The 12,682-nt window shown below is 52.6% G+C and carries 10 protein-coding genes, 1 pseudogene and 1 riboswitch; of the genes and pseudogenes, 3 read left to right on the top strand and 8 right to left on the bottom strand.

The window, feature by feature from the left end; translation table 11 throughout:
- The first annotated feature begins 27 nt into the window (after positions 1-27).
- Positions 28-1,074 carry an ABC transporter ATP-binding protein gene (locus GX030_05710; protein ID NLV91876.1) on the top strand — a complete coding sequence of 349 codons (1,047 nt, stop codon included), beginning with the start codon at positions 28-30 and terminating at the stop codon, positions 1,072-1,074.
- Between the two features lie 16 nt (positions 1,075-1,090).
- A complete protein-coding gene (locus tag GX030_05705) occupies positions 1,091-2,146 on the top strand; it encodes an ATP-binding cassette domain-containing protein (GenBank protein ID NLV91875.1) in 1,056 nt (351 codons plus the stop codon).
- Positions 2,147-2,199: 53 nt separating this feature from the next.
- Here the strand turns inward: GX030_05705 and GX030_05700 are convergent, their stop codons facing one another.
- The 8 genes from GX030_05700 to GX030_05665 form a co-directional block, all read right to left on the bottom strand.
- On the bottom strand, positions 2,200-2,934 hold the full coding sequence (locus GX030_05700; GenBank protein ID NLV91874.1) for a TIM barrel protein: 735 nt from the start codon (positions 2,932-2,934) through the stop codon (positions 2,200-2,202).
- 83 nt (positions 2,935-3,017) lie between these two features.
- Entirely contained in the window at positions 3,018-3,992 is a 975-nt protein-coding gene (locus GX030_05695) for a Gfo/Idh/MocA family oxidoreductase (protein NLV91873.1), read from the bottom strand.
- Between the two features lie 106 nt (positions 3,993-4,098).
- Positions 4,099-4,929: an MBL fold metallo-hydrolase gene (locus GX030_05690; GenBank protein ID NLV91872.1), complete on the bottom strand. Its 831-nt coding sequence runs from the start codon at positions 4,927-4,929 to the stop codon at positions 4,099-4,101.
- 131 nt (positions 4,930-5,060) lie between these two features.
- A complete protein-coding gene (locus GX030_05685; protein NLV91871.1) occupies positions 5,061-6,290 on the bottom strand; it encodes a DUF438 domain-containing protein in 1,230 nt (409 codons plus the stop codon).
- Between the two features lie 120 nt (positions 6,291-6,410).
- A complete protein-coding gene (gene hydF, locus GX030_05680) occupies positions 6,411-7,598 on the bottom strand; it encodes a [FeFe] hydrogenase H-cluster maturation GTPase HydF (protein NLV91870.1) in 1,188 nt (395 codons plus the stop codon).
- Positions 7,599-7,628: 30 nt separating this feature from the next.
- On the bottom strand, positions 7,629-9,119 hold the full coding sequence (hydG, locus tag GX030_05675; GenBank protein NLV91869.1) for a [FeFe] hydrogenase H-cluster radical SAM maturase HydG: 1,491 nt from the start codon (positions 9,117-9,119) through the stop codon (positions 7,629-7,631).
- A 24-nt stretch (positions 9,120-9,143) separates the two neighbouring features.
- Entirely contained in the window at positions 9,144-10,181 is a 1,038-nt protein-coding gene (gene hydE, locus GX030_05670) for a [FeFe] hydrogenase H-cluster radical SAM maturase HydE (GenBank protein ID NLV91868.1), read from the bottom strand.
- Between the two features lie 38 nt (positions 10,182-10,219).
- The gene (locus tag GX030_05665; GenBank protein ID NLV91867.1) at positions 10,220-10,474 is read right to left on the bottom strand and encodes a CopG family transcriptional regulator; all 255 of its coding nucleotides are present in this window, start codon (positions 10,472-10,474) and stop codon (positions 10,220-10,222) included.
- A 522-nt stretch (positions 10,475-10,996) separates the two neighbouring features.
- Positions 10,997-11,098, top strand: a riboswitch (purine riboswitch).
- 160 nt (positions 11,099-11,258) lie between these two features.
- Here GX030_05665 and GX030_05660 point away from each other — a divergent pair.
- Positions 11,259-12,614 (top strand): annotated as a pseudogene (locus GX030_05660) (NCS2 family permease).
- The last annotated feature ends 68 nt before the right edge of the window (positions 12,615-12,682 follow it).

Below are 12,682 nucleotides of genomic sequence, written 5' to 3'. Positions count from 1 at the left end.
CGAAAAGGAGGTATCACCAAGATGGGCATGCCCCTACAAAGCCAAGCAACCGCCGTTACAAGTCCCGCAGCCCAAAGCGACCGAGACATAATTATGAAGATCGAGGATCTGCGAACCTATTTCTATACCGACTATGGAGTTGTCAAGGCCGTCGATGGCGTCAGTATCGAGTTCAAGCGGGGAAAGGTCGTTGGCGTAGTCGGCGAAAGTGGTTGCGGCAAGAGCGTTACTGCCTTGAGTACCATGCAGCTTGTCTCCCAACCTCCGGGAAAGATTGTAGGTGGTAACATCATCTACTACCCCGAGCAGGGGTCACCGGTTAACATTGCGCAGTTACGACCCAACAGTCGCCAAATGCGGCAACTGCGGGGAAAGGAACTAGCGATGATTTTCCAGGAACCTATGACCTCATTGACACCGGTGTACACTATCGGAGATCAGATCTGCGAAAAACTCCTGACCCATGAGAAGATGACCAAGAAAGAGGCGATGGAGTTTGCGATAGAGATGCTGGATAAGGTCGGGATTCCCGATCCCGCCCTTCGAGTGAAGGAATACCCCCACCAAATGAGTGGAGGGATGAGACAACGGGCTGTGATTGCCATCGCACTGTGCTGTAATCCCAGCTTTCTTATTGCCGACGAGCCAACCACAGCCTTAGACGTAACTATCCAAGCCCAGATTCTGACCCTGTTGGAAGACCTGCAGTCGGAGTTCAACTCTACCATTATGCTGATCACCCATGACCTGGGTGTAGTCGGAGAAATGGCCGACGAAGTAGTGGTGATGTACACCGGCAAAGTAGTGGAAAAAGCCGATGTCAGGACGATTTTCCGTAGGCCTCGACATCCCTACACTCAAGGTCTCTTTCGCTCTATTCCCTTGATCGGGATGAGGGGAAAATCCAAGTTGACACCCATCGCTGGCGCCCTGCCTGACCCCTATGATTTGCCGTCGGGCTGTCTCTTCGAGCCCCGCTGTCCCCATGCCATGGACAGATGCAAAACTGAACCACCGACAGTAACAATAGATGACGGCCACGACGTCAAATGCTGGCTGTATACAGTGAGGTGAAAATCCAGTGCCAGATATCTATCGGGACGAGGATGTCATCCTCGAGGTCCGCAAACTGAAGAAATACTTTCCGATCCATAAGGGCCTCCTGCGCCGAGTGGTGGGCCATGTCAAGGCCGTCGATGGGGTGGATCTTTTTGTCAGATCCGGAGAAACCCTGGGAGTGGTGGGCGAAAGCGGGTGCGGCAAAACCACTCTAGGTCGGTGTATTATTCGCCTCCTGGAACCCACGGAGGGAGAGGTCCTGTACCGCAGCCGTCACGATGGAATCATCGACCTGGCGCCCATGACCATGCAGGAGCTGAAACCCTATCGAAGGGAAATCCAGATGATTTTCCAGGATCCCTTCTCCTCCCTAAACTCTCGGATGACCGTTGAGGAGATTGTCAGCGAACCGCTGGTGGTCAACGACATCGGGACACCGGAGGAACGAAGAGAAACCGTGGCTGCCCTGCTGGAAAATGTGGGACTATCCCGGGCCTACCTTGATCGCTATCCCCATGAATTCAGCGGAGGCCAAAGACAGCGAATCGGGATTGCCCGGGCCCTATCGGTGAAGCCTCGAGTTATCATCTGCGACGAACCAGTGTCAGCCCTAGATGTTTCTGTACAGGCCCAGGTGATCAATCTCTTGGAAGAACTGCAGGAGAAATATGACTTCACATACATTTTCATTGCCCATGACCTCAGTGTCATTGAGCATATTAGCGATCGGGTTGCGGTGCTGTATCTAGGGAAGGTGGTAGAACTGGCTGATGTAGGCGGACTCTTCGACCAACCCCTACACCCCTATACAGAGGCACTGCTGGCCGCCATTCCCTCTCCTAACCCAGATATCAAGCTCAACCGGGAGCTGCTGCTTACCGGGAACGTGCCAAGTCCCGCCAACCCGCCCAGCGGCTGCCCCTTCCACACCCGCTGTCATTATCGGGTACAGCGGTGTGTCGACGAAGTCCCGGAACTGAGCCTAGCCGAGGGAACTACCGACCATTTTGTCGCTTGCCATCGGTATCAGGAGTTGGAACTCAAACCCGCGGCCAAACACGAACTGTTTATGGATCAAGTTGGCTAGAGACATAAATAGCCCGGAGCGTTCTCGCTCCGGGCTCTATTCTTCTCACTTCATCACAGGCCTTCAGCCAAGGCCACTACCTGTCTGAGGGCATCGACGGCTGCTATCGTCGGCCGAAACTCCATCCCTACCCATCCATCGTACCCCGTCTCCGCGATAGCCTCAAATACCCGACGGTAGTTGATCTCACCGGTTCCGGGCTCTGTCCGGCCGGGATGATCGGCAACGTGGAAATGTCCAATTAGGTCGATATTCTCCTGAATCGTTGGGATGAGATTGCCCTCGGTGATTTGCTGATGATAGACATCATACAGCACTTTCACATAGGGACTATCCACAGCTCGGATAATCTCAAAGGCTTCCTCTGAGCGGTACAAAAAGTATCCCTTGTGATCCACGAGGATATTAAGGGGCTCCACCAACAGGGTGATGCCGTTTTCCTCCAATAAAGGTACACACTCCCTCAGCCCGGCAATGAGAGACTCCTTCTGGTCTTCCCGACTTACGTCAGGGAGTTCCGCACCGGTCTGAGTAATCAGGTTGGTACAGTTTAACTCTCGAGCTATTGGAATCGAAGCCTTCAGACCCTCGAGATATTCCGCTCGCCTTTGAGGATCCACTAGGGAGCAGAACCGAGTACAGAAGGCAGCTATCTCAATACCATGCTGTTTTGCCCCGTCTTTAAGCTCGGCTGTGTCCTTGTTTTCCCAGCTCCAAAACTCCACGCCGTCCATCCCCGCCGCCTTGACCTGGGCAATACGTTCCGGTATGGATAGGTCCCGCATCATTATGTCAATACAGGCTGATAACCGCACGGGATATCGCTCCCTTGTAGTTAAGAAATGGGCTTAGGAAAGAGCCTTGTCAGACCCTAATACTCAACCTTTACAGCCTGCCCTGTCTCCATGGACTTGTTGGCTGCCAAGGTCACAGCCAGGGACCGCAAAGCATCCTTATAGGGTGAGCGCACCGCGGTGGGATCCTTGGCCTTGACTGCGTCGATAAAGGCTCGGTCACAGTCGTAGCCCTGATCTCTTACCCGTCGCTCTTCCCAGGATCGAGTCCGAGAATAATAGCGAACGGCACTGCGGAGTTCGTACTCAATTCTTACCTCGGGAGTATAGATCTCCAGTCCGTTACGGGGAGCAGCCTCGGTTAGGTAGTCACCAGTGGTGATTGTACCTACGATACCATTGGCAAAGGTCATGGTGACAGAAGAATAGTCCTCAACATCGTAGTTTTCGACGCCCTGCACAATCCCCTTACCGGAGGCACAGTATACGGTTTCAACCTCACCGAAGTACATGCGGGCCATATCGTAGAGGTGGATGGTCTGCTCCACCACTTGTCCTCCCGACTGGGCCTTGATCGGCCACCAGGGAACACCGGGAACGCCCCCGACCCAGGCACCGGTAAAGAGACCCACCTTCTTGTCTTTCAAAAACTCGATTAGGCTGTCGCTGATATCCAGGTAGCGATCCTGGAACCCAACGGCAGAGACAACCCCGGCTTTCTCAATGGCATCGGCAACCTCATGGGCTTTCTCCATGCACAGCGCCATTGGCTTCTGGACAAAGATGTGAAATCCCCTAGCCACTGCTGCAGTTTCAGTATCGGTATGCTGGTCCGGAGGAATACAGATGAAAACGGCATCCAGATCTTCATTTTCATACATGTCATTGTGACAAGTATAGGTCCTAGCTCCAAAGGGCTTTGCCAAGGCCTCGGCCCGTTCAGGGATCACGTCACAGGCTGCAACGATAGCTACGTCATCCATCTTCTCCAGATGACTGACATGCCACCGAGCGATACCGCCACAACCTACAAACCCAACCTTGATCTTCACTATACCGTCTCCCCTCCATGCGTAATAGAAAGCCTGGTGAGCGCACAAATCCACTCTAAATATTCACTATCCTGGCGATAACTCCTTTTTATTTATCTGGCAAGCCTCACTTTTCTGTATTATGTTCACAGATTGCCCTCAGCAGATTGTTGCGGTGTTCCTCTTGCTGCCACGAAGGAATTGGTCGGTTCTTGTACCTAATCTCCCCACATAGGACAGCGATTTCTGTCTCTGACCTGCCGGCAGAAACCTGGGCCGCAGTGGACAGCGCCGCAAGATATTGAAGGTCGGCTTCAATCCGCTGCTCTATTTCACTACCCTGGGCGACGTTTCCATGACCAGGGATAACCAGGTCGATCTGATATTTCTCCACCAGTCGCCGCAGGGTTAGAAGGGACTGTCGATATGCCGTTAGGCTATCGTTGACAAAGGGAAATTCTTTGTCCGACAGCATATCTCCCACCACAGCTACCCGCCGAGCGGGGAATATGAAGACCAAGCCATCGGCGGTATGTCCCGGCAGCGGCACCGCCACCAGCTCTTCCTCTCCAAGGTCAATGGTCTCCCTTCGGCCTGCCACCAGGTAATCGGGCTCTGGCATTGTATAGTCTTCACGCTCCACATATAGCCGTTGATCCATTTCCTGCCACAGTCTGACTTCACCTTCTAAGTCTCTCTCCAAGACGGCCTGAGACGCAACGCGATAAGCCTGAAGATTGCGGGGATCCACTACATGATCGTAGTCGAAATGAGTGTATAAACAGTAGGTCTCTGGCTTGTTGGATCTCGCCACCACCTCACCCAAAACTTCCACTTCATCGGGATAATAGGCTGGGTCAATGAGTGCGATAAAGTCCCGCCCCCTGATAATCACCGAGTTGGTCATCAGGAAGTGGCTGCGGAATACCGCGATTCCACCGGACAGAAGTAATTGCAAAATTGTCACCTCCACTGGTACAACAAAAAGCCGAAGTAGTCCTGGATCCATGCTTGGTCTCCTTCTACTTCGGCATCGAAGTCAATATTTCATGCAGTTGGTCCACTGACAAAGGCCCTGATAGCCAGAGTCTAGTCTAGCAAACGCTTTTCTCCCTCCAGCTGCTTGATGGCAGTGACGTTCTGCGTCACCTCCACCACCCCTTGATACTCGCCCTGTTCATCCCGCACAGCGAAATAGCGGATGTAAATCAAATTCCCCTTCATATTGATCCAGAATTCCGCGGTATCCCTGGTGCCCGCCCGAAAATCTTCCACAATCTGGGTTACCACATGGACACTCTCCGGTGGATGACACCTTTCTACCTTCCGACCAATAATAGCGGGCGTGCGGGGAAAGATCCGCTCTGCACTCTGAGAGAAATAGCGCACTGTATCATGCTGATCAACGAAGGTGATGTCCACCGGCAGGTGGTTGAGCATCAACTCAATCTGTTTCAAGGTGAGAACTCCCGTCGGAAGCTCCAGGGCGCCCTCAGGGTGCTGGGCCCGGGCCTTAAGGGCTCGAGTCTCCGCCCCCTCCCTTCGTCGCCACTCTTGACTGGGAGTGACTTGGGTATAGCCGATCTCATCGCTTTGATCAAAGATCTCCTTCCACTCATCCTCGGTAAGGGTTTCCTGGGCCATGGGAAACAGGATACTGTTTTCCTTATAGACCATGTCATCGATGGCCTGCAAGGTAGGCAAAACAACCGACGGGATCCCCTGCTGTAGCTCGGCGGATTCCCCAGGAGAAGCAGCCTCCAGCAGCCTAGTGATCTCCTTGAGACCGCCACGGATCTCATCGTGAATCGACCACATCACACTGGGAGGGCCGCTGATCCCGTTTTTCTCCAGATAGGGAAAGAGGATGTTTTCCTTGCGGCTATAGTGCCTTTCGATCTCCAATAGCTGGGTGTGCAGCTGGCGCCACTTGTCCAGCTCTTCCTCGGTGACCCTTTCAGAATCCTTTAGCTGCTGCACTAGCTGGCGAATTTCAGTGGACAACTTACGGATTACTTCGTTCTCCGCCCGAAAGGTATGCAGGGGATGACCCGGGATATGCTCCGGTTCCGGCTGCAGATCCAAGGCGTCTTTGAAGATGCTGACGTGGACATCACACAACCGGGTAATCTCCTCTTCGGGAAGGCCCTCATCGATGAGTCTTTGCTCCAAGAGAGCAATCTCGCTAGGTCCTATGTCCTTGATTAGTCTTTGAAAGCGCTCCTTCACCTCATCCACAGACTTCCCCCGGTGCAGGTCCTTGATGATCTCCTTTAACTCCTGCTGCCGATACTCCCGATTGTTAATTAATTCGCTCACGGCAAAATCCCCCTCTGCTATCTTCCCTTGGGATCAATTCAGATAATTAACCCCGTCGGTTTATTCTTACCCACAAAGGGAAGATTTTCACCGCAAAGGAGCCTTCTTTCTGCAGGGAAGCTAACGGGCTAACAGGGGCTGCAATGCCCTGGTCAAGATTCCCAGTTCATGGGCGATCAGCATCCCATAGTTCACCACGGGAACCTGGAAAGCACTGAGTTTCCGCAACCTGGACAACACCGTCTGCCGATTGACCATACACCCTCCACAATGGATCACAAGATCAAAGTCTTCTAGATCCGCGGGAAAATCGTTGCCAGAGGACCAGTGAAACTCCAAACCGTTACCTAATCGTTTCCGCAATAGGTTGGGAATCTTCACCCTGCCAATATCTTCATCGGTGGGCCTGTGGGTACAGGTTTCCGCGATGAGGATCCGAGCTCTTGGCGACAAAGTTTCCAAGGCAGCACAGCCGGCCTGCAGCAGGGCTAGATCACCCTTGTACCGGGCAAAGAGAATGGAAAAGGAGGTTAAGGGTACGTGGTCTGGTACCATGGCTGCCACCTGGGCAAAGATTTGAGAATCAGTAATCACCAGATCCGGTGTTGAGCCCAGCCTTTCCATGGTGGCGGCCAGCTCCTTTTCCCGGACCACTAGAGCCTGACAGCCATGATCAATCAGGTCCCGGATGGTTTGAACCTGGGGAAGAATCAAACGCCCCTTGGGAGCCTGCTTATCCAAGGGAATTACCAGCACTGCCATGTCACCGGGCTTGAGCAAATCCCCTACGATTGCTGGTTCGTTGTCACCTTTGGGCAGCGCTGCAGCCAGCCGCTCCTTAAGCTTTCCCACCCCTTCGCCGGTGAGGTTGCTGACGGCAACCACTTCCTGAGGTATGGCGGTCCTTTCCTCTGGAGAAAGGCTGTCCACCTTGGTGAGCACCTCTATCCATGGCACCGCCAACTGATCCACTTGCTCCATCAGCACGGGATCCCAATTGCCCAGCTCCGCTACCTGATCCGTCACCAAAATCACCAGATCCGCTTGATCCAGGGTTTCCCGAGTCCGCCGCATCCGCGCTTCACCCAAGGTCCCTACATCATCGATTCCCGCGGTATCAATTAACAGTACCGGACCCAGGGGAGCCAATTCCATAGCTTTGGTTACTGGGTCTGTCGTGGTTCCGGCGACATCGGACACCAGGGACACCTCTTGATTGGCCAGTGAATTGATCAAGCTGGACTTGCCGACATTGCGGCGCCCCACAACCACCAGATGCAGCCGGTTTCCCTTGGGGGCCCTGTTCATCTTCCCTCACCCCATTCTGCAAGGAATAGATTAGTAATAGATATCCCGCCGCCCACAGCGAAGGGCCTTAAGGTCTTGCTCTAGTTTTTTGCCTACTTCAGTACCGGACAGGGTCTCCAGCTCCTTGGCAATCAGCTGCTCCCCCGCCTGCCGGGTAGCATCGTTCCCGTAGTCCATGATAAACTCCTGTAGAGTCAAGAGGGCATTGGGCTGACAAACATGTTGAATCTGCCCGCTCTTAGCCAAAGCCATGAAGCGATCCCCTGTTCTTCCCTGGCGATAGCAGGCAGTGCAGAAACTGGGCAAGTACCCAGACTCAGCCAAGCTACAAACCACCTCATCGAGGCTCCGGTGATCATGGAGACTAAACTGAGGAGGGTCGGCAATACTTGATGCCGGTGTTGTCTCCAAACCACTATGGGACTTTGCCTTCGAACGACTGGCTTCTTGGTACCCTCCCACTCCGGTGTTAGATCCGGCACTCAACTGGGACACCCCAAGATTCAGCAAAGTACTTCTCATCTTCGGAGTTTCCCGAGTTGACAGAATTAGTCCAGTATAGGGTACGGCCAAGCGCAGCACCGCCACCAATTTCATGAAATCTGCGTCGGAGACCAGATAGGGGTAATTGTCTAGGCTGACACCTTCGGCGGGCCGCAACCGAGGCACTGAAATTGTATGGGGACCAACGCCAAAGACTTCTTCTAGATGGCGCACATGACGCAGGGTAGCCAGAACCTCAAACCGATGATCATACAAGCCGTACAGGACTCCAATGCCGACATCATCGATTCCCCCCATCATGGCCCGATCCATCGCCATGGTGTGCCACTCATAGCAATGCTTAGGCCCCCGAGGATGAACGGCTTCATAGGTTGGCCGATGGTAGGTCTCCTGAAAAAGGACATAGGTGCCAATACCTGCAGCCTTCAGTTTTTCGTAATCCTCGATTACCGTGGCAGCAATGTTGACGTTGACTCGGCGGATCGCACCATTATCCTGAAGGGTATCGTAGATGGTCTCAATCGCGTCCACGACATATTCAATCGGACAGTTTACTGGATCTTCCCCGGCCTCCAGGGCCAGACGTTTATGCCCCATGGCCTCTAGGATCCGCACTTCCTCAGCAATCTCCTTCAATGTCAACCGCCGTCGCTGCAGGTTGTTCTTGCAGTTGTAGCCGCAATAGGTACAGGCATTGACACAGTAGTTACTGATATACAACGGGGCAAATAGCACCACTCTGTTGCCGTAGATGCTTTCCTTCACTTGCCTTGCCGCTGCAAAGGCCGCCTGTTCCACCTCGGGATCATCGTTGACTAACAGATCGGCCACAGCCCAACCGGGCAATGCTTTGCCCTGGGCGGCAGCTTCGATGGCCTCCAGCAGCTGCCTTGTCACCCCGGGATCAGACTTGCGGGTTTCGGCTCGATGAATCGTGCTCCAAATCTCCTCATCATCGATAAAATCAACGGGTTGCCTTTGATTCTCCCATTCAACTAGCTTAGCCACTTTGAACATCCCCCTGCCATTATTTCAGTATCTTCATCCACCCACCAAGCGGCTATGACCATAGCCCTGACCTATCCGTCTATTCAGTCCCTGTAAGACCTTCTCGATGTTCTCCCTGGCATCGGAATTAGAGCCTTGGATGGAATTTTTATTGGGATACAACTCATATTTGTCTCGATACTCCCTGGGAGTAATATTGGGCATGACTACATTAGCACCAACCTGCAGGGCGGCCCAGCGACCCTGGGACTCCAGGGCTCCCAGGGCTGTCGTTGCTGGCAGGTGGGCATAGGGCATCAAAAGACGAGCTAGGGCGACGACATTCAACGTTCTATCGACCCTGCCACTGGGCGCATCGGCTAAGGGGGTGGAGCCATTGGCAACAAAGGGGCCAATTCCAGCCATATCCACAGGCAAACGACGCAGGAACAACAGATCCTCCACCAATGTTTCAGTCCTTTGTTGCGGCAAGCCCACCATCATACCGGCACCCACCTGATACCCCAATCTCCGCAACTGTTCCAGGGTCTCCAGTCGCGCCTCGAGACTCCTGCCGGGATGGAGCCCTTGATACAACTCCCGATCGATGGTTTCGTGTCTAAGCAAATACCGATCGGCACCAACCCGACGCCATAGGGCCAGCTCCTCGGGACGGCGCTCACCGAGACTCAAAGTTACCGCCAGACCCAGCTTCTTAATCTCTGATACAATCCCGGCAATCTTGTCGCCATCATACCAAGGGTCCTCCCCGGATTGCAGGACAACAGTTTTGTATCCCAACTGCAGGGCCTCCTTGGCCGTGTCTACGATCTCTTCCGGGGACATGCGATATCGCTGCAGGCGCCCGTTGGCTGAGCGCAGCCCACAATAAAGACAGTGACAGCAGCAATAATTTGAAATCTCAATGAGAGCTCGCAGGTGAACTTCCTGGCCAAGGAACCTTGCCCTCACCCGATCCGCCTGGGCCCAAAGGGCTTGCTGCAAAGGGCTCTCTGCTTCCACCAGGGCAAGCAACTGCTCTCTGCTGCACTCTTCTCCCGCCGCCAGCTGTTTGAGAGTCTGTGTTTCCACTGGATCACCCCTTAATCCCAACCTTGCTTAATAGCTGCCTAGTCCCGCCGGGTCACCAATGAGCTCTTCACTCGAACGCCCGGCAGCGAGCCCAAGCGACCACTGAGGGCTCCAATCTCATCGGAGGAGCCATCGACGATGAGGGCAATCACGAAGACCCCTTCTTCTCTATAGGGCACTCCCATTCGACCAACCACTAGATGGCCGTACTCACTAAGCAGCTGATTTACGCGCTGGGCTGCCCTTTCCCGATCCTCGATGACAATACCCAAAACTCCAACTCCACTGGCCAAGGCCCCAACCTCCTATAAAAACAAAAATCCCACTTCGATGCGCAACAGTCCCCAAGCCCCTAAAACCAGAATAAAGGAATAAATACCCATGGCTAGGTGCCGTGGCATCAAAGTGGGTCATAATACCCATTGATGACGATTTCCCCAATAGCCCAGAAGAATGACGGCTGCCGTGGCTTGTTCCACCAACTCTTCAGCCGTTATTTCCAAGCAATCAGGGTTCGTTGTCGCGCCCCTTTCAGTCGGCCCATGGCCCACTGAGCAGGTATTGTGAAACTGTTCACGTTCACTATATCACGATAATTCCTGCTTCGCAAGATTCACAGTCTGATTTTCATTGTTAATTATTGGCAGTTTATCATGGAACCCTTACCTTTGTCTCCGATCAAGACAGCCTCCCCAGCCGATTTCTCAGGCTAAACGCTGCTTTCGAAAATTTGGCCAGACGTTGCTTCGACGCAGAACAGGATTCTTGACCAGAGGTTACTTCTTTACTTTCCAGCAGACGTGTGCTATGTTTAGGGCACAAAAGAATATCTGACTCATATAAGCCTGCAAATTTGGTGCAGGAGTTTCTACGTGGCAACCTATATTGCCTACGCTATGGGTGTCCCAATAAGCTTGGGGATAATGGGAACTCCAGAAGGGGTTTCTATTGTCGTTCCTTTTTAGCTTGTCGAGCACTCACTCGGCAAGCTTTTTTGTTTTTGTTGCTGAAGAGACCCGGGTCTCTTAATATAACGGCAAGGTTGGTAAGGGATTACAGAGGGAGGAAAAGGTAGAAATGGAAGAGTTTTTTAAGCTGAACGAGAATGGTACGAATATACGTACCGAGGTCATTGCGGGGTTGACTACTTTCTTTGCTATGGCCTATATCATTATGGTCAATCCTGACATGCTCTCCCAATCGGGAATGCCCTGGGGAGCAGTCTTTCTGGCCACGATCGCTGCGTCAATCATTGGAACACTGGTGATGGGCCTGTTTGCTAACGTACCCTATGCTCAGGCTCCTGGTATGGGTCTCAATGCCTTCTTTGTGTTTACCGTTGTCTTCGGACTAGGTTTTACTTGACAAGAAGCCCTGGCTATGGTTTTTGTTTGTGGTGTCGTCAATATCCTGATCACCGTAACGAAGGTCCGGAAGTTGATTATCAAGTCAATTCCTGAGAGCCTGCAAAATGCCATCGGTGGCGGTATAGGTATCTTTATTGCTTATATTGGTTTTCAAAATGCAGGTTTGCTATCCTTCGGTGCTGGAATTCCGGAATTGGCGAAGCTCAACACCCCAAGTATCCTACTCACCCTTTTTGGCCTTGCTCTGACTGTAATTCTGTTAGTGCGCCAGGTCAAGGGTGCCATCTTCATCGGGATTATCGCCACTACCCTTCTGGGAATTCCTTTCAATGTCACGCAACTGGGTTCGACCATGAGCCTAACTAAAGCTTTCTCCGAATTAGGGACAACCTTTGGTGCAGCCTTTGGCAATCCTGGTCTCTTGTCTCTCTTCAGTGACATCAGCAAACTTCCCCTTGTCCTGATGACCATTTTTGCCTTCAGTCTTTCTGACACCTTCGATACCATTGGAACCTTTATCGGGACAGGCCGTAGGGCCGGAATCTTCTCAGCTGAAGACCAGGCTGCTCTGGAGACCAGTACTGGATTTAAGTCCAAGATGGATAAGGCCCTCTTTGCCGATGCTATAGCAACTTCCATCGGGGCCATCTTTGGTACTTCCAACACTACCACCTTCGTGGAAAGTGCTGCCGGTATTGGTGCTGGCGGAAGAACTGGGTTAACCAGCGTAGTTGTAGCCTTTTTGTTTGCCTTAAGTGCCTTCTTCGCACCTTTGATTAGTGCCGTTCCATCGGCTGCAACTGCCCCAGCTCTAATCATCGTGGGTATCATGATGCTGTCTTCCTTCAAGGAAATCTCTTGGGAAGATTTCAGCGAAGCAGTACCGGCATTCTTCGCTGGAATATTCATGGCGCTCTGCTACAGCATTTCCTACGGTATTGCTGGCGGTTTTATCTTCTACTGCCTTGTCAAGATTGTTCAGGGCAAATCTAAGGACATCCACCCAATTCTGGCGGTGTCCACAGTACTCTTTATCATCAACTTTGTGATTATGGCGATCATCTAGCTCTTTCAAGGAAGAGTCAAATCTAGAGTCACCAAAATAAAGCAATGGGTTAGAAAACCACCGAGGAT

The sequence above is a fragment of the Bacillota bacterium genome (assembly GCA_012727955.1).
Taxonomy (GTDB): Bacteria; Bacillota; Limnochordia; order DTU087; family JAAYGB01; genus JAAYGB01.
Note: the sequence above shows the minus strand (reverse complement) of the source record. Positions and strands in the feature narration are given on the sequence as shown.

Bases quoted from the DNA above. Each gene is read 5' to 3' on its own strand.
- GX030_05710 (NLV91876.1), top strand. From the start codon at position 28: ATGCCCCTACAAAGCCAAGCAACCGCCGTTACAAGTCCCGCAGCCCAA.
- GX030_05700 (NLV91874.1), bottom strand. From the start codon at position 2,934: ATGATGCGGGACCTATCCATACCGGAACGTATTGCCCAGGTCAAGGCG.
- hydF (NLV91870.1), bottom strand. From the start codon at position 7,598: ATGAACAGGGCCCCCAAGGGAAACCGGCTGCATCTGGTGGTTGTGGGG.
- hydG (NLV91869.1), bottom strand. From the start codon at position 9,119: ATGTTCAAAGTGGCTAAGCTAGTTGAATGGGAGAATCAAAGGCAACCC.